General features: G+C 71.3%; 15 protein-coding genes and 1 pseudogene. 7 read left to right on the forward strand and 9 right to left on the reverse strand.

Annotated features, from left to right (window positions below; genetic code table 11):
- Positions 1-5: 5 nt before the first annotated feature.
- The 7 genes from E1264_RS04305 to E1264_RS04335 are packed head-to-tail and all read right to left on the reverse strand — an operon-like array spanning position 6 to position 8,223.
- Positions 6-1,292 (reverse strand): nucleotide sugar dehydrogenase, encoded by a 1,287-nt coding sequence (locus tag E1264_RS04305; protein WP_132169769.1) that lies wholly within the window; start codon positions 1,290-1,292, stop codon positions 6-8.
- Positions 1,292-2,575 (reverse strand): cytochrome P450, encoded by a 1,284-nt coding sequence (locus E1264_RS04310; protein WP_132169771.1) that lies wholly within the window; start codon positions 2,573-2,575, stop codon positions 1,292-1,294. Before E1264_RS04310 ends, E1264_RS04305 begins: the two co-directional genes overlap by 1 nt.
- Positions 2,576-2,612: 37 nt before the next feature.
- Positions 2,613-4,223, reverse strand: a complete 1,611-nt coding sequence (locus E1264_RS04315; RefSeq protein WP_132169773.1) for an AMP-binding protein — start codon at positions 4,221-4,223, stop codon at positions 2,613-2,615.
- Positions 4,224-4,257: 34 nt separating this feature from the next.
- The gene (locus E1264_RS04320; protein ID WP_132169775.1) at positions 4,258-5,184 is read right to left on the reverse strand and encodes a UbiA family prenyltransferase; all 927 of its coding nucleotides are present in this window, start codon (positions 5,182-5,184) and stop codon (positions 4,258-4,260) included.
- On the reverse strand, positions 5,181-5,984 hold the full coding sequence (locus tag E1264_RS04325; protein ID WP_165963988.1) for a class I SAM-dependent methyltransferase: 804 nt from the start codon (positions 5,982-5,984) through the stop codon (positions 5,181-5,183). Before E1264_RS04325 ends, E1264_RS04320 begins: the two co-directional genes overlap by 4 nt.
- Positions 5,985-5,989: 5 nt before the next feature.
- Entirely contained in the window at positions 5,990-7,102 is a 1,113-nt protein-coding gene (locus E1264_RS04330; protein WP_243710738.1) for a DegT/DnrJ/EryC1/StrS family aminotransferase, read from the reverse strand.
- The gene (locus E1264_RS04335) at positions 7,099-8,223 is read right to left on the reverse strand and encodes a DegT/DnrJ/EryC1/StrS family aminotransferase (RefSeq protein WP_243710739.1); all 1,125 of its coding nucleotides are present in this window, start codon (positions 8,221-8,223) and stop codon (positions 7,099-7,101) included. The genes E1264_RS04330 and E1264_RS04335 overlap by 4 nt, the downstream gene beginning before the upstream one ends.
- Positions 8,224-8,619: 396 nt before the next feature.
- Between E1264_RS04335 and E1264_RS04340 the strand changes: the two genes are divergently transcribed.
- From E1264_RS04340 to E1264_RS04375, 7 genes are read left to right on the forward strand one after another with little or no spacing between them, the layout of a single operon-like run.
- Complete coding sequence (locus E1264_RS04340) at positions 8,620-9,684, forward strand: polyprenyl synthetase family protein (protein ID WP_132169781.1); 1,065 nt, start codon at positions 8,620-8,622, stop codon at positions 9,682-9,684.
- A gap of 14 nt (positions 9,685-9,698) precedes the next feature.
- A complete protein-coding gene (locus E1264_RS04345) occupies positions 9,699-10,751 on the forward strand; it encodes a Gfo/Idh/MocA family oxidoreductase (protein ID WP_132169783.1) in 1,053 nt (350 codons plus the stop codon).
- Positions 10,744-11,631 carry a sugar phosphate isomerase/epimerase family protein gene (locus tag E1264_RS04350; RefSeq protein WP_132169785.1) on the forward strand — a complete coding sequence of 296 codons (888 nt, stop codon included), beginning with the start codon at positions 10,744-10,746 and terminating at the stop codon, positions 11,629-11,631. Before E1264_RS04345 ends, E1264_RS04350 begins: the two co-directional genes overlap by 8 nt.
- A complete protein-coding gene (locus tag E1264_RS04355; RefSeq protein ID WP_132169787.1) occupies positions 11,628-12,941 on the forward strand; it encodes a M20/M25/M40 family metallo-hydrolase in 1,314 nt (437 codons plus the stop codon). Before E1264_RS04350 ends, E1264_RS04355 begins: the two co-directional genes overlap by 4 nt.
- Before the next feature lie 2 nt (positions 12,942-12,943).
- Positions 12,944-14,065: an Ldh family oxidoreductase gene (locus tag E1264_RS04360; RefSeq protein ID WP_243710740.1), complete on the forward strand. Its 1,122-nt coding sequence runs from the start codon at positions 12,944-12,946 to the stop codon at positions 14,063-14,065.
- The gene (locus tag E1264_RS04365) at positions 14,062-15,405 is read left to right on the forward strand and encodes a Gfo/Idh/MocA family oxidoreductase (RefSeq protein WP_243710741.1); all 1,344 of its coding nucleotides are present in this window, start codon (positions 14,062-14,064) and stop codon (positions 15,403-15,405) included. Before E1264_RS04360 ends, E1264_RS04365 begins: the two co-directional genes overlap by 4 nt.
- A gap of 51 nt (positions 15,406-15,456) precedes the next feature.
- Entirely contained in the window at positions 15,457-15,954 is a 498-nt protein-coding gene (locus tag E1264_RS04375; protein ID WP_132169791.1) for a PaaI family thioesterase, read from the forward strand.
- A 16-nt stretch (positions 15,955-15,970) separates the two neighbouring features.
- Here E1264_RS04375 and E1264_RS04380 read toward each other — a convergent pair whose 3' ends face one another.
- Together E1264_RS04380 and E1264_RS04385 are read right to left on the reverse strand one after the other, a co-directional pair.
- Entirely contained in the window at positions 15,971-17,320 is a 1,350-nt protein-coding gene (locus tag E1264_RS04380; RefSeq protein WP_132169793.1) for a cation:proton antiporter, read from the reverse strand.
- Positions 17,321-17,517: 197 nt separating this feature from the next.
- Positions 17,518-17,715: pseudogene (locus E1264_RS04385) on the reverse strand (L-2-hydroxyglutarate oxidase); the annotation flags it as partial.

A 17,715-nucleotide genomic window follows, 5' to 3' on the forward strand; every position in this document is an offset into this window, starting at 1 on the left:
CATCGTCAAAGGAACTCTCTGTCGCCGGCGCTCAGGCCGCGGGTCGCGGCCGTCACGTCGAAGAGGTAGGCCGAATGGCCCAGCACCGTTTCCAGGTCCACCTGCCGGTGGGGCACCGCGAGGACGACGCAGTCCGCCCAGGAGAGCTGCGCCGGTTCCAGCTCGACGCGCGGCGCTCCGGACGGCCGCACCGAGGGCGGGACGTGCGGATCATGCAGCCGGAGTGTCGCGCCACGGTCGGCCAACTCGTCCACCAGCCGCACCGCGGGGGACTCGCGTACGTCATCGACGTCGGGCTTGTAGGACAGCCCGATCACGAGGATCTCGGCGTCGGCGATCCCGCGGCCCCTCGCCGCCAGCCCGCGCTGGATGCGGTCGGCCACATAGCGCGGCATTCCCCGGTTGATGGAGTCGGCGGCCTCGATCAGCCGGACGGATCTCCCCAGCTCCTTCTTCACCACCCACGAGAGGTAGGTGGGGTCCACCGGAATGCAATGGCCGCCCGCCCCGAGCCCGGCATCGAAACGCATGAACCCGAACGGCTTGGTGTCCGCTGCCTCGACCACTTCCCAGATATCGATGTCCAGCTCGCGCAGATGCTGCGCGAGCTCGTTGACCAGGGCGATGTTGACGTGCCGGAATGTGTTCTCCAGCACCTTGGCCGCCTCCGCGACGCGCGGGCTGCTGACCACCACGGTCGGCCCCGCGATCCGCTGGTAGAAGGCCCGGGCCCGGGACACCGCCCGCTCCCCGACGCCGGAGACGACCTTCGGCGTGGTCCGCAGGTCCCACCGGCTGTTTCCAGGGTCTATCCGCTCGGGGCTGTAGGCGAGGGAGATGTCCGTCCCGATCGCGAGCCCGGATTCCCGGGCGAGGATCGCGCCGAAGCAGTCCTCGGTCGTACCGGGGTAGCTGGTGGACTCAAGGATGACCAGGCAACCGCTGCGCGCGTGGGGGGCCAGGCCGTGCGCCGCCGCCCGCACATGGGACAGGTCCGGCTCCCCGGCGGCGAGCGGTGTCGGGACGGCGACCACGGCGATGTCGAACTCCTTGGCATCGGCGTAGTTCTCGCTGGCCCGGTACCGGCCGGCCGCGGCGGCGCGGGCCAGTTCCTCGTCCGCGACGCCGGTCACCGGGGAGCGCCCGTCCCGTAGCAGCGCGACGCGGCGTTCGTCGATCTCCACGCCCACCACGTCGTAGCCCGCCTGCGCGGCGGCCAGCGCCAGGGGCAGCCCGACGTAGCCCTGCCCGACGACGACCAGGCGTTCGCGCTGGGTGCTCCGCCGTCCCATCAGGAGAGTTCGAACTTCATGTGCTTGACGCCGTTGACGAAGTTCGACCAGAGCCCGTCGGGTTCGCCGACGCTGCGGATGCCGGGATACCGGGTGAGCAGCTCGTGGAACATCACCTTGATCTCCTGTTTCGCCAGGTTGGTGCCCAGGCAGTAGTGCGGGCCGTGGCCTCCGAAACCGACGTGCGGGTTGGGGTTCCGGGTGATGTCGAAGGTGTCGGGGTCGTCGAAGACGGCGCCGTCCCTGTTGGCCGACGGGTAGAAGAGCAGGACCTTGTCCCCGGCGCGGTACTGGTGGCCGTTCATCTCGTGGTCGCGCGTCAGGGTGCGCCGGAACTGGATGACCGGGGACGTGAAGCGGATGATCTCGTCCACGGCCCCCGGCAGGTGGCGGTCGAGGTCGGACAGCAGGATCTCGCGCTGCCCGGGATGGTCGGTGAGGAGCCGCAGGCCGTGGGCGATGGCCGTCCGGGTCGTCTCGGCACCGGCCACCACGAGCAGGATGAAGAACGATCCCAGCTCCTGGCGGGTCAGCCGTTCCCCGTCGATATTGGCGTTGACCAGCATCGACGTCAGATCGCCGGTGGGCGCCCTGCGGCGCTCGCGGGCGAGGCTCGACCCCAGGCGGTGCAGCCGATGCCCCGCGGCCCACCACTTCTTCATCATCCGCACCGTGGAGCGCGTCGTCAGGTCGACCTCCGTGCCGAGGTACTCCGGGTCGTAGCCGGCGAGGATGACGTTGGTCTGCGCCAGGATCTCCTCGTGGCGGCCGTCGTCGATGCCCATCAGCCGGCAGATGACCCGCACCGGGAGCTGCGCCGCGACCTGGGTGACGAAGTCATGGCAGCCGGCGGTCTCGATCCGGTCCACGATCTGCCGGGCGGTGTCGGAGATGTAGCCGTCCAGCTCCTCGAGCTTGCGCGGGGTGAAGCTGCGCGACACGATGCGCCGCATCCGCGCATGGCGCGGATCGTCCATGTTGATCATGGATCCGAAGTAGCGCGCGGTGACGCGCGGCATGTCCACCACGGTGTTGGCGCACGGCTCGCTGCTGAAGACCTCGGCGTTGCGGCTGGCCTCGACGACGTCCTCGTACCGGGTCAGGGCGTAGTAGCCGGCGCCCTTCTTCATCAGCGGGAAGTGCGGCTCGGCGAAGAAGGCGGGCTTCTCCTGCGAGCGCAGCAGCGCGAAGGCGGCGTTGCGTTCCTCGTACGGCAGCTTCCAGAAGTCGAAGCTCGACAGGTCTATTTCGGAGACGTCCGAGAACTCCGGGGCGGACATCATCGATCACTCCCTCTCGTGCAGATACCGGGCGCGCGCGTCACGTCCACGCTCCGGTGCCGAACGTTTCGGAGGTGCCGAGGAGCCGCTCCCTGAGCTCGGGCCGCCGCACCTTCCAGGTGCCGGTGCGGGGGAACTCCTCCCACCCGATGACCTTGGGCTCCTCCATCGGCGGGAGGTCCTTGGTCGCGGCGGCCCACGCGTCCGCGTCCAGGTCTCCGGTGGAGGTGCTGACGACCGGTACGGGACGGCGTCCGGGCACGCCGAGGACGACGACCTCGGTGGTGTGCGGCAGCCGGTCCAGCAGCAGGCTCTCGACCTCGATGCCGCTCATGTCCGGCAGGACGTCCACTTCCCGGTCGATCAGGACGATCTTCCCGGTCCGGGTCCGCACCCCGATGTCGCCGGTGTTCCAGTAGCCGTCCCATTCCTTCTCGGCGTGCCGGTCGGGCTCACCGAGATAGGTGAGGCACCGCCCCTTGGTGCGGACGAGCAGGATGCCCTGCCGCCCGCGCCGGACCGGCCGCCGGGTCTGGGGATCCACCACGCGCACCTTCGTGACCAGCGGTATCGGCCGTCCGACATCGCTCGTCACCGCGCCGGCGCCGGAGTCGCCCACCGAGCGCCTGGTGTAGACGCCGAGGGTGACCGGGCCGGTCTCGCTCTGGCCCCAGCTCTGCCCCCACACCACCCCGCGGCGGCCGGCGGCGGCCAGGAACGTGCGGACGGTGCGGGGGTGGACGAGGTCGAACGTGTTGACGTAGGCGCGGATCCGCGCGAACAGCTCCGGGTGATCGTCGGGCAGCGCCTCCCACCGCTGGAAGATGTTCGGGCACGCCTCCAGCGTGGTCGGCGGGTGGGCGCGCAGGGTGCTCACCACGCTCTCCGGGTCGGAGTCGGCGAGCACCACGGCCTTGGCCGGCGGGAGGCCGAGCTGGGCGAACGCCCACACCGCGCTGCGGCCGTGGACGAAGGCGATGCACGCGGCGATGGTGTCGTCCGGCCGCGTGGACAGGAACGGGATGCGCATCGTCTCGAGCTTGGTGATGACGCCGCCCAGGGTGTTCGCCGAGTGCACCACCAGCTTGGGCACGCCCGTCGTCCCGGACGTGTGGGTGCAGATCATCGGTTCGTCGTCGGCGGCCGGACGCGGCGGGGGGACGGTGGCGTCCATCAGGCCGGTCAGCCTCGGGGCGGCGGCGGTCCCCGTGCCCGCCCCGACGCTGAGAACGCGGTGACCGGCGCCGTCCAGCGGGGCGCCCTCCTTCTCCGCGCGCTCCAGCACCCCGTCTCCGGCGATCACGACCGTGGGTTCGAGGCGGCCGAGCATCGCGTGCAGCGCGGCCGGACGCACCGTGTGGGAGATCATCGCGGGCAGCGCGCCGATCCGGGCCGCCGCCGCGGCGAGGAGCACCACGTCGAAGTGGTTGGACTTGCAGATGCCCACGCGGTCACCGGCCCCCACCCCGGCCGCGGCGAGCCCGGCGGAGGCGCGCTCGACCAGGTCGGCGAGCCGGTCGACGGTGTAGGTGGTGCCGCCGTCCGGATCCAGGTCGAAGGGCCGGCTGAGCTCGAAGACGGGCGCCGCCGCCCCCCGGTGCGCCGCGAAGAGCAGACCGAGGTTCTTGGGGTTCTTGCGCTTGCGGGACATGGTCGCCTCTCTTCACGGCGCTCAGGTAGGAGGATCAGCGAATGATGATCAGGTTGGCGACGCACAGGCCCGCGACCCCGCACCGCAGGGCGGTGATCCCGAGCTTGCGGGCGGCGAGCGCGTTGAAGGTGGTGAACCAGCCGTGGAACTGCCGGAAGCGCATCGCCAGCAGCGGCAGCAGCGCCACGGCGAGCAGGGGCTCGGCCGACGCGCCGAAGCCGATCGCGGTGAGCTCGGCCGCCAGCAGCGCGGCGAGGAACAGGCGGTAGTTCTGGCGGGAGACGGCCGTCGCGACGTTCTTCCGCCGCGCCAGGCGGTCCCCTTCGATGTCGTTGAGGTTGGAGTAGGCGGAGATGAGCACGCTCCACAGCCCGAACAGCACCGCTTCCGGCACCACGAGGCGCCACGGTGTCCCGGTCAGCAGCGCGGCCGGGATGATGATCGTCAGCGCGGGGCTGAGGAAGAGGATAATCTCCTGCCCCCAGCGGTAGCTCAGCCGCAGGCCGTAGGAGTACTGCACGCTGCCCACGACGACCACCGCCATGAGCCCGGCGGCATAGGCGGGCCGCTGCGGAGCGACCGCGAACGCCGAGGCCAGCAGGACGACCGCGCCCAGCGTCATCGCGTACCCGAAGCGCACCGCCTCCGCCACCGACAGCTCCCCGACCAGGAGCGGTTTGCGTTTGACGGATCTGAGGGCCGCCTGGTCCGGGGCGTAGTTGCGGTTGTCGCTGCCGTCCCGGAAGCCCGTCACGTCGTCGAAGGCGACCGTCGCCGCGACGGTCAGTACCCAGGCGAGGGTGAGGAGCAGCAGCACCGCCAGCTCGCGCGCGCCCAGCCGGTCAGGGCGGCCGATCAGCGTCCAGGCCACCAGGCTGGAGAGGTAGAAGTCGAAGAACGCCAGCTTCGCCAGCCGCGCGTACGCGCTCAGCCTGCCGCTCAGGGACCGGGTCGCCGTCATCGGCCCGGATCCTGTTTGCGGCCGATGACGGAGACCATCACCTGGCTCAGCCAGTGATAGTCCGGATCGAGCAGCAGCGCGCGGGCGTCCGCGAGCTGCTCGCCGGAGACGAGACCGGCCGCCGTCATCTTCGGGCCCAGGTATTCGAGCCACAGCAGGTAGTTCTCGGCCTCCTCGCTGCCGCCGCGGATCACCCGCACCCGGCCGTCGGCCACGATGTCGGTGAACCCGGCCCGGGTGAGGGCGGTGATGTCACCCTGGCCTCCGTGGTCGTCGAACCCCGCCTGGGCCATGATCTGGTAGCCCGCGGACTTGACCGCCGCGAGCGCGTCGTTCCGGACCGTCCCGCGGAAGACGGGGCTGGGGTCGGTGTCCTCCACGTACAGCACGCCGCCCGGGCGCAGGGCCTTCGCGAGCCGCCGCACCACCGCCTCCCTGTCCGCCATGTGCTGGAGCAGCATGCGCGCGTGGACGAGATCGAACGTCCCGGCGGGCAGGTCGTCGGAGCGCACGTCGTGCCGCCGCACCTCCACGCCGTGCTCGGAGAGCCAGTCGAGGCGCTCGGTGACCAGGTCCCCGGCGACCACCCGGCCGCCGGGCCCGACGCGGTCGGCGAGCCATCTGGCGATGGAGCCGCAACCGCCGCCCACCTCCAGGCAGTGCCAGCCCTCGCCGACGCCCAGCGTCTCGAAGTGCTGGATGGTCCCCGGGTCCCAGATGGCCTGGTTGGCCAGCAGCCGCCGGGTCTCGAGCCGCCAGCCGGAGTCGTAGACGTAGCGCGTGCCCTCGGAGGCCTTCACGGGAGTCATTCGAAGAACTCGCAGACGGAGTCGGCGATGTACTCGACCTGCGCGTCGGACAGGTGCGGCCAGATCGGGATCGCCAGGTTGCGGGCGCTGACCAGCTCGGCGTTCGGCCAGGACCGCCCGGGCGCCGCGATCGCCGAGAAGGCGGGCTGGCGCGGCAGCGGCACCGGGTAGTAGATGTGCGTGCCGATCTCGCGCTCGGTGAGGTAGGCGCGCAGGTCTTCACGCCGCTCCACCAGCAGGGAGTAGACGTAGTAGCAGCGCCCGTTGCGGCCCGCCGGCGGAGGGGTCAGCCCCCGGTCCGCCAGCCCGGAGAAGCGCTCGGAGTAGTAGTCGGCGATCTGGGCGCGCCGCTCCAGCCGTCCGGCGAAGCCGGGCAGCCGGTGCAGCTGGAAGCGCGCGATGGCCTCGTCGAGCCGGCTGTTGTAGCCGACCCGGTGGTGCAGGAAGCGGTTGACGCCGTCCTGGCCGTGGTTGCGCAGCTGCCGGACGGCGGTGGCGAGGCCCGTGTCGTCGGTGAAGACCATGCCGCCTTCGCCGGCGGTGCCGAACGCCTTGACCTGGAAGAAGGAGACGACTCCGAGGTCGCCCCAGCGGCCGGCCTGGAGCCCGTCCAGCACGGCCCCCTGGGCGACGGCGGCGTCCTCGATCAGCGCGACGGACCGGCGCTCGGCGATCTCCCGGAAGCGCGGCATGTCGGCCATGATCGAGAAGACGTGGGCGGGCATGATCGCGCGCGTCCGGTCGCCGATGAGGCTTTCGGTGTGGCCCGGATCCATGACCATCGTCAGCGGGTCGACGTCGGCGAACACGACCGTCGCCCCCAGGTTGGCGACGGTGCTGGCCACCGGCTGGCAGCAGAACGCCGGGACGACGACCTCGTCGCCGGGCCCGATGTCCAGGGCGTGCACCGACAGCGTGAGCGCGCCGGTGCCGCTGGCGCACGCGATGACGTGCCGCGCACCCGTCTGTTCCGCGATGGCCCGCTCAAGCTCCGCGGTCGCCTTGCCCAGGATGAGCTTCTCGTCCTGCGAGGTCCCGAGCTGGTAGAGGATGTCGAGCATCGCCTTGCGGTCGACCTCGAACAGGTCCGGGGGGAAGAAGGGGATCACGTGCCGCTCCTTCCGGCGTGGCCGGCGTAGAACGAGCCGATGGCGTCGCAGACCAGGTCGACGTCCGCGTCGGACATGTCGGGATAGAACGGCAGGGCCACCGTCCGCTCGCAGGCGCGTTCGGCATGGGGGAAGTCGCCCTTGACGTGCCCCAGCTCGGCGAAGCAGGGCTGCAGGTGCAGCGGGATCGGGTAGTACACCTCGGTGCCGATCCCCTGCTCGGTCAGGTGGCGGACGAGGTCGTCCCGCCGCTCGACCTCGATGACGTACACGTAGAACACCGGGTTCGTCGTGGCCTCCCGGCTCGCGATCACCGGTACCCGGGTGACGCCCGGGGCGTCCCGCAGCCGTTCGGTGTAGGCGGCGGCGAGCTCGGCCCGGCGCCGGATCTGCGCGTCCAGATTCTCGAGCTTTCCGAGGAGGACGGCCGCCTGGATGTCGTCCATCTTGCTGTTCGTGCCGGAGATCCCCGACAGGTTGGAGATCCCCGCGATGTGGTCGATGGTCTTGCCCATCCGGCCGTGGTGGCGGAGGATGCCCGCCAGGCGCGCGGTCTCGTCGTCGTCGGTGAGGATCATCCCCGCGTCGCCGAGCGCCCCGAGCGTCTTGGTCGGGAAGAACGACAGCACGCCGCCGGTGCCGAGGAGCCCGGCGTGCACCCCGTTCCAGCGCATCCCGATGGCTTCGGCGCTGTCCTCGACCATCAGCAGCCCGTGCCGGTCGGTGATCGCGGACAGGGCGTCCATGTCCGCCATCTGGGTGAACAGGTGGACGGGCATGACCGCGCGGGTCCTGCCGGTCACCACCGACTCGACGGACGCGGGGTCCATGAGGTACGTCTCGGGATCGATGTCGGCGAAGATCGGGCGGCCCCGTGCCAGGACGACCGAGGTGGCCGACGCCACGAAACTGAAGGCCGGGACGACGACCCCCTCGCCGGGGGCCAGGCCCGCGGCCCGCAGCAGGAGGATCAGCGCGTCGGTCCCGCTGTTGACCGCGATCGCGTGCCGGGCCCCGGTATAGGCGGCCATGGCCCGCTCGAACTCGGCGACCTTCCGGCCGTGCGAGAACTTCCCGCGGTCGAACACGTCCTCCACATGCCCGCTGATCAGCGGCCACACGTCCCGGAACGATTCAGCCTGCCCAAAAAATGACACTCCCCTTTGTTTGCGGGAGGGCGCTGCCGTGCCACTCATCCTCAACTCCCAGCGGCCCATGAAACAGCCGAACGCATCGAAGTGTCATTGGATGCGGCTCACGTTAAGTCATCGCATCTGAACGATCCATAGCAGTCGTATAGCAATATCTGGGCAGCCATAGCAGGCCATGGCAGGACCGTTCACAGGCGACCATTAGTCTGCTATTGCTCCGGCACTTTGGTTGACATGATCACCGGCGGCCTTGCAAGCTGAGGTGGTTATTTCCAGCATGACAGCCGATAGTCGTCGGGGAGTCGGAAAGGTGGAGGCGTTCCCAGGCTAGGTGAGCTTTTCGTTCCAGAAAGGCATGACACGGCAATGTCGACCACACGTTCCGCGGCCTCGGCCGACGTCAGGACGGCACGGGAGCACCTCGTCCGGGGCGCCGAACAACGGATCCATCGGCTGCTCGCCGCGGAAGTCGCGAAATGGTCCTCGCTGGGGCACGGGTCCACCGATCTCGTGGCGGCCGTCCAGCGCATGATGGACGCCGGCGGCAAGCGGCTGCGGCCGGCGTTCTGCGTGGCGGGATACCTGGCGGCGGGCGGCGATCCGGAGCGGGCGGACGAGATCGTGGACGCCGCGGCCGCCGTCGAACTGCTGCACGTGTTCGCGCTCATCCACGACGACGTCCTCGACAACTCGCCCGTCCGGCGCGGTGTCGAGACCATCCACGTCACCTACGGGCGGGAGCACCAGGACAGGGGGCTGACCGGCGACCCGCGCCGCTACGGCGAGGGCGTCGCGATCCTGGCCGGCGACCTCTCGCACGCCTATGCCGACGGCCTGGCCGCCCGGTTGCCCGCCGCCGCCCGCGAGGTGTGGGCCGAGCTGCGCGCGGAGATGATCGTCGGGCAGTTCATGGACGTGCGGGCCGCGGCCGAGTCGCTGATGGACACGGGGCTCGCCCGCTGGATCGCCGTGTGCAAGTCCGGGCACTACACCATCCACCGCCCGCTCGCGCTCGGCGCCGCCGTCGCCGGGCGCACCGACCTCGACGAGCTCTTCCGCCGGTACGGGACGTGGGTCGGCGAGGCGTTCCAGCTCCGCGACGACCTGATCGATCTGACCGGGGACAGCGCCGTGACCGGCAAGCCGACCGGGCAGGACACGGCCGGGTACAAGATGACGCTGCTGCTCACGCTGGCCGCCGAACGCGACCACCGGGTGCGCGACCTCGTCCGGCGCCCCGGCAGGGACCGGCCCGCGGCGGCGGACCTGCACACCCTGCTCCGCGAGAGCGGCGTCGCCGTCCAGGTGGAGCATCTGATCGGCGAGCTGGTCGGCAAGGCGTCCGCCCTGCTCCACGACGCGCCGTTACCCCCGCCGTGGCGCGCCGAACTCATCGAGATGGCGCACCACGTCGCCTACCGCGACCGTTGAGGCGGACCGGACCCGTGCACACACTGATCATCGGGATGGGCCGTGCCGGCACCGGCCTGCACTGGCCGGTGCTGCGCAAGCTGAGATCCGAGCCGGAGAGTTCCGGCCTGTTCTCCGGAGAACCGCCGCTCGCCTGGGACATCCGCGGGCCCGCGGCCGGTGACGCACCGCCCGGCCTGCGGTTGCTCAAGTCGCTGAAGCAGGCCCGCAAGCTGGTCGATCCCGGCCGCACGGTCGTGCACGTCTGCACGCCTCCGCAGCAGCGGGTGGAGACCGTCCGGCGGCTGGCCGAGCTGGGGTTCCGGCACCTGCTGCTCGAAAAGCCCCTCGCCGACCGCTACCCGGACGCGCGGCGCATCGCGGAGCTGCGCGCGGAACTGGGGCTGCGGATCATCGTGGTGGCGCCCTGGCAGACGAGCGCGCTGACGCGCCGCGCCGCCGACCTGGTCGCGTCGGGCACCCTCGGCGAGCTGCGGTCGGTGACGTTCTCCCAGCGCAAGCCCCGTTTCGAGCGGACGCTGCGGGACGGGAGCGGGCTCACCGTCTTCGACGTCGAGCCGCCGCACTCGGTGGGCGTCGCCCTGACGCTCGCCGGGGACGCCGAGGTGGCCGCCGCCTCGTGGAGCGACCTGCGCATCGGCGACGCGCACGTCCCCCGGATGGGCGCGGGCCGGCTGACGCTCAGGCACGCGGCGGCGCGGACGCGGATCTTCTCCGACCTGGCGGCCCCCGTCCGGGAACGGCGGCTGACGCTGCGGTTCACCGGCGGGACGTTCACCGGCCACTACCCCGTGAGCGAGAGCGACTGTTACGCCTTCGCGCTCGTCTCGACCCCGGGCGGCACCACCGAGGACCGGTTCCCGGACGACTCCCTCACCGAGTTCATCCGCCACACCTATCTGACCTTCGCCGGGGCCCGCCCGGACGGCGACGAGTTCGGCCTCGGCCTGCGCGTCGCCCGCCTCCTGGACGACGCCAAGGCCATGTGCCGCGGGCTCGACGACGGCGCCGCGGCACCCCCGATCCCCCGCCTCACCGACCTAGGAGCGGTGGCCAGCCATGCCTGACGAGCTCATCCCCCCGTCCCGGATCCGGCTCGGCGCCATCGGCGACGAGACCGGCCGGACGCTGCCCGAGCAGATCGCGGCGCTTCAGACGGTCGGCTGGCGCGACATCGAGCTGCGCAGCATCGCCGGGACCGCCGTCGCCGACCTCTCCGACCGCGAGTTCGGGGAGGTGTGCACCGCCCTCGCAGGCGCCGGGTTGGCGACGGTCTGCCTGGACTCGCGCATCGGCAACTGGGCCCGCTCGGTCAGCACCGACCTGGAGTCCGACCTGGCCGAGCTGCGGATCCTGATGCGCAGATGCCATCTGCTCGGCACCGGCCTGATCCGCGTCATGTCCTACCCGAACGACGGGCTGGACGACGCCGCCTGGCGCGCCGAGGTGATCAGGCGCATGCGGATCCTCGCCGGCGAGGCCGAGCAGTCGGGGATCGTGCTGGTCCACGAGAACTGCGCGGGCTGGGCCTCGCGCGAGGCCCCGCGCATGCTCGACATGCTGGACTCGGTCGGCAGCCCCGCGCTGCGGCTGCTCTTCGACATCGGCAACGGTGTCGAGCACCGCTACGACGGCCACGCGCTGCTCAAGGAGATCGTCGGCCATGTCGCGCATGTCCACGTCAAGGACGCGATCGGGCCGGCCGCGTCGGCCACCTACACGCTTCCGGGCGACGGCGAGTGCCGGGTCGCCGACTGCCTGAGGCTGCTGCTCGCCGCCGGGTACTCCGGAGTCTGGAGCGTCGAGCCCCATCTGCGCGTCCGCCCGCACGACGGATACGCGGACGCCGCCGACCAGCGCCTCGAAGCGTTTGTGGCCTACGCTCGCCGGCTGGAGCAGCTGGTCGCCTCCGAGGTGGCGGTCACGGCGGGGGGCGATCCGCGGTGACCGCGCCGACCCACGTCTCGGCCGCCGACCAGCGGCTCCTGCTCGACCTGCTCCGCCTCCCGACCGCCGGGCCCCTGGAGACGGGTCCGGGATCGGAGTGCCGGATCGGCGAGGCGCAGTCGCGCTACGCGGAGGCGGCGGCCGGGTTCGGCATGCGGGTCGTCCATGACGGGCCTGCGGATCCGTCCGTCCTGGCACGTGAGGGCGTCCCGCGCACGGTGACGGACGCGGCGGGCGACGACCCCGTGGCCTTCCTCGAAGCACAGCCCAATCTGGTGCTGCGGCTCGGTCCCGAACTGCCTCCCGAGAACGTCGTCATGTTCAACGTGCATCTGGACACGGTCGCCGGGGACCTCCCCGTCCGCCTGGCCGGAAAGCGGATCGAAGGGCGCGGCGCCATCGACGCCAAAGGTCCCGCCGTGGCGCTGCTGGCGGGCATCCGGGCGGCGTGCGAACGCGAGCCGTCGCTCGGCCGGACGACCGGGGTCCTCGTCCAGGCGGTCGCCGGCGAGGAGGGCGGCGCGATGGGCGTCTACGGGACCCGGCCGCTCGTCGAGGCGGGCCACTACGGGCGCCTCAACGTGTTCTGCGAGCCCACCGGCCTGCTGGCGCTCGCGCGCGCGACCGCGTCCATGACCGCGCGCATCTCGGTGGCGGGCAACGATGCCGTCGACGACGAACCGGCTCGCGGGCACAACGCGACGGTCCTCCTCGGTTTCCTCGCCCAGCACCTCGCACGCAGGCTCGGCGGCGCCGACGGGGCGGACGGGGGCGACGGGCGCGACGGGGCCGTGTGCATCGCCGGGCTGCACACCGGACACCGCCACAACCGGGTGTACGGGTCGGGCGAGCTGCTGGTCAACCTGTCCTACGGCTCCACCGCCGCCGCCCGGCGGCTGGAGCGCACCATGGCCGCCGAGATCCGGCAGGGGCTCGCCGAGTTCAACGCGGCGTTCGCCGGGGTGCCGCTGCTGGCGGAGACCGCCGCCGCCGCCCGCGTTATCACCGGGCTTCGCTGGGACAAGCGCGGACTGCCCGCACTCCGGAGCTCGGACACCTGGGCCGAGCGGTTCCTCCTGGAGGCCGGGATCCCCGCCTGGCCCGCGTCCAAGCCCGCGTTCACCTGCGACGCGATCTGGATGGCCGACGTGCCGGGCACCCACACGGTCGTCTTCGGGCCCGGGGAACTGGGCCGCAACAACGCCCATGCCGCAGGCGAGTACGCCGAGCTCGGCGAACTCGAGCGCTTCGCCGAAGCCGTCGCACGGATACTCACCCGCTTCGCACAGCACGAGGGCAAGGACTCATGAGCATGGACGAACCCGAGACCCGGGTCCCCTACGAGGAACTGACCGGCTGCGTCGCGCAGATCATCGAGAAGCACGGTGTGCCGGGCCCGCGGGCGGAGATCGCCGCCCAGGCGCTCTGCCACGGGGACCTCACCGGGGTGAGGTCGCACGGCCTGTTCAACCTGGCCCGGCTCTACCTCCCGCTCTTCGCCGACGCGCGGGTCGACCCGCAGGCCGACCTGGACGTCGTCAACGACACCGGCGCGGCCGTCCTGGTGAACGCCAACCGTGCCCTCGGACTGTGGGCCGCGAGCGAGGCCATGGACATGGCCGCCGAACGCGCCCGCTCCCACGGCATCGGGCTGGTCTCCATGCACGACTGCACCCACTTCGGGGTGGCGGGATTCCACTCCGCCCGGGCCGCCCGGCACGGCATGATCGGGATCACGGCGTCCAACTGCGGGCGGCAGCGCATCGCCCGGCCGCCGGGCGGCCGGGCCGCCATGCTGGGCACCAACCCGTTCAGCGTCGCCGCGCCCGCCATGGACGGGCATCCCTTCGTCCTGGACATGAGCACGACCGTCGTGCCGACCGGGCGGATCCGCTCCGCGGCCCTGGCCGGCGACCGCATCCCGGAGGGGTGGCTGGCCGACGATGACGGCCGCGCCGTGACCGACCCGGCGGCCTTCGACCGTGGTGACGCCCACCTGCTGTGGCTCGGGGGCAGGGCGGAGACCGGGGCCTACAAGGGGTACGGGCTCGGGCTCATGGTGGAGACCCTCGCGGCACTGCTACCGGGGGCGGGGCTCGGACCGTCGCCCGAGGCGCTGCACGGCGACGGGAGTCCGGGCGGGCGGGACGACGACATCGGCGTGATCGCCCTTGCCATCAGCCCCGGCACCCTGCGCGGGACCGGCGGATTCCAGGACGACGCCGAGCGTATGTTCGGCGTCCTGGCCGGTGGCCCGCCCGTGAACGGGGAGTCGCCCGTGCGTTACCCCGGCTGGCATGAGGCCGCCACGGCCCAGGAGAACCTCAGGCTCGGCGTTCCGGTGCCGGACTGGCTCCTCGCCGAAGTCTCCCAGGCCGCCCGGGAGGCCGGGGTGCCCGCACCCGTCCCCGCCACGACCGAGGAGGTCACATGAGCCGGTTGCGCGTCGGAGTCGTCGGGCTGGGCGTGATCTCGCGGTTCTATCTCGCGGCCCTGCAGAACCGCGCCGACATGCGGCTGGTGGCCGCCTGCGATCTCCGGGAGGAGGCCCTGGTCGGCCTCGACCCGGACGTGCGGCGCTACCTCGGCCACGAGGAGATGTTCGCCGCCGGGGAGCTGGACGCCGTCATCGTCAACGTGCCGAACGACCTGCACGCGGCGGTGTGCCGGGCGGCGCTGGAGGCGGGTATCGCCGTCTGCGTCGAGAAGCCGCTCGCGACGGTGCCGAAGGACGCCCACGAGCTGCAGCGGCTGGCGGAGAAGACCGGCGTCGCGCTCTTCACCGCCTTCCACCGCCGGTACAACTCGAACGTCCTCGCCATCCTTCCAACGGCGGCGGACCGGGACGCCGTCGAGTCGGTCACCGTCCGCTACCTCGAACGCATCGAAGAGCACGTGGGCGGCGACCGCTGGTACCTCGACCCCGCCCGCTGCGGGGGCGGCTGCGTGGCCGACAACGGCCCGAACGCCTTCGATCTGCTGAGGCTTCTGCTGGGCGAGGTGCGGGTCACCGCGTCCAGCATCGTCTACGACGATCTCGGCATCGACAGGAAGGCGGACATCACCCTGTCCTCCCCGTCCGGGACGACGGCGACCGTCGAACTCGACTGGTCGTATCCGCATGGCGAGGCCAAGGACGTCACGATCCGCTATTCCGATGGCAGAGAACGCCACGCCGATATGCTCGCGGGCTACCCGGAATTCAAGAGTTCGCTGTCCCACGAGTACGCCGCCGTCCTCGACGATTTCGCGGCGGCCGTCCGGGCGGGACGCGCGGACTCCGGCGGCGTCGCCGCGCTCGATCTGGTCGCCGCCGCCTACGATCTCGCCGCCGAACCCGGGCGCGTTCCCGCCGTGGTCGAAGAATCCGGCCTGAAACGCACCGTTCGCAGCGAGGTGGTCAAAGTCCTCAAGCACCGCCGCGAGGACCGGGGAATGGTGCTTGAGCCGTTCGCGAGCAGATGCGTCCGGCAAGGGGAGATCCACGAGCTGGTGACGACGGACCAGCGGACCGCCGGCGCCGGCGACCTCGTCGACCGGGTCGGATTCCTGGGCTTCACCGAGATCACCCGTGCGGGCGTGCTGGACGCCGGCGACACCGTCCTGGTCGACGGCCGCCCGATCGGCCGGATTCTGGGGTTCGACGCCTGCCATTTCCCCAACCACTACAACGTCCTGATCGCGGTGGACCGGCTGGTGACGGGCCCCGAGATCGGGCTCGCGCCGGGTACCGACGTCGCCTTCTCGCCCGCCCGGAAGGAGACGGAACCATGATCGTCATGCTAGAAATGGCCGTGCCGTCGAATACCGAAAGGTGAATGCTCGATGAATGAGCGTACCCGCCTGATTTCCTGGGAGGACCCGGATCAGGCGGCGACCTCCACGTTCGCCATGCCCGGGCTGGAGGCCGTGCGCGCCATGTTCCGGGGCGAGGTGCCGAAACCGCCGTTCGGAGAACTGCTCGACTTCGAGGGCGAGTCGGCCGACGAGGGGCGCGCCGTGCTTTCGGTGGCCCCGGCCGAGTTCCACTCGAATAACGCCGGGACCGCACACGGTGGGCTGGCGAGCGCGCTGATCGATGCGACGCTGACCACGGCGGTACTGACCGTCCTTCCCGAATACCACTATCTGAGCACCCTCCAGTTGAGCATCTACTATGTGCGGCCGCTGCTCATCAACGGAGAAAAGGTGATGGCCGAAGGGAAGGTCGCACACCGCGGCAACACGATCGTCACGGCGAACGCCGAGATACGCACGACGGCGGGGCAGCTCTGCGTGCACGGCAGCGGCAGCTTCATGATCAGGAAGTTCTCGCCGAAGTGACGGCGCGCACCCGGGCCTAACCGCCGGCGCTGCTGCGGCTGGAGTCCGGCACGCCCGGCCGCACGTACGCCTTCGCGGGGGCCTCGGAGCCGACCTCGATCACCATGCGGTTCCGCTCCTCCTCGGTCTCCTCGATCCGGTTCATGGACACCCGCAGGATCGGCGGGGACGACAGCGAGGTGACGACCGAGACCAGGACGAGGACGGTGTACATCTCGGCGTTCAGCACGCCCAGCCGCAGCCCGACCATCGCGACGATCACCTGGATCACCCCGCGGGCGTTCATGCCCGCGCCCAGCGCCAGCCCCTCCCACCTGGTCAGCCTGCGCGCGCGGGCACCGAAGTAGGCGCCGAGGAACTTGCCGGCGAACGCCGTCGCGAGGATGAGCAGCGCGAACCCCAGGACATCGGGCCGGGCCAGGGCGGTCAGGTCCATGCGCAGCCCGGCGGTGGCGAAGAACACCGGTGCCAGGAACGTCAGCACCACCGTGCGCAGCGGCGCGAGCCGGGCCGGGTCGGGCCGGCCGAACTCGCTGATCACGACACCGGCCACGAACGCGCCGAACACCGCCTCCAGCCCGAGGGCCTGGGTGCCCGCCGCCGACAGCAGCACGATCACGGTCACCACGGCGACCGTCCCGCCCGGGTCGCCCACCGCCCGGAACAAGCGGCCGACGACCAGCCGGCCGAGGACGAGCGCCACCAGCAGCACCCCGGCCAGCGCGACGACCGACAGCGCCACCGCCCCGGCCCGCACCCCGGTGGTCGCCATCGCCGACACCACCGACAGCAGCAGCCACCCGAACGCGTCGTCGATCATCCCCGCGGTCAGCGTGAGCTGCGCCATGTCGCGGTGGATCAGCCGCATGTCGATGAGCGTCTTGGCGATCACCGGGATGGCGCTGACGCACATCGCGACGCCGAGGAACAGCGCGAAGACCTCCGGCTGCGCCCCGCCGGTCAGCGACGCGGGCAGCAGGTAGCCGATCCCGACGCCCATGGCGAGCGGGATCACCAGGCCGAACGCGCTGACCGTGGCCGCGGTGGCGCCCTGGCGGCGGACCAGCTTCAGGTCCAGATGGGCGCCGGTGATGCCGACCAGCAGCAGCACCCCGATCTGGCCGACCGCGTCCAGCAGGTGGACCTGCTCCGGCTCGGCGGGCAGCAGCCAGCCCGACGCTCCGGGCGCGAGCTGGTGGAACACCGACGGCCCCAGCAGGACCCCGGCGGTGAGCTCGCCCACCACCGCGGGCATCCGTAACCGCGCGGCGAGCCGTCCGAGCAGCAGCGCCATCAGCAGGACGACGCCGACCTGGAGCAGAAACAAAAGCAGCGAATGCGCGTCGATCGGGGAAACAGGATGCATGTCGATGACCCCTTTTCCATCCGTCTTGGCGGACGCCGAGCACGGCATGATCGCGATACGGACATTCGGCCGGTGACACAAAGAAACCCCTGCTAGACGAGGTGATCACCATGTCTGAATCAGGGGCCCTGCACGCTGTTTCCATCGTGCCATTACCGATTTGTCCGGTTCAAGCCGTAGCCGTGAACGCGGGCGGGTCAGGTTCGGTTCTTTCCTTCGATGACGTCGAGGATGTGTTCGGCGATGGCCATGGACGAGGTCGCGGCGGGTGAGGGCGCGTTGCGGACGGCGGTCACCCTGCCGAGCCGGTGGACGCGGAAGTCGTCCACCAGGCGGCCGTCCGGGTCGAGCGCCTGCGCCCGCACCCCGGCCCCCGCCCGGACGACGTCTCCCGC

Source organism: Actinomadura sp. KC216 (genome assembly GCF_004348535.1).
Classification (GTDB): Bacteria; Actinomycetota; Actinomycetes; order Streptosporangiales; family Streptosporangiaceae; genus Spirillospora.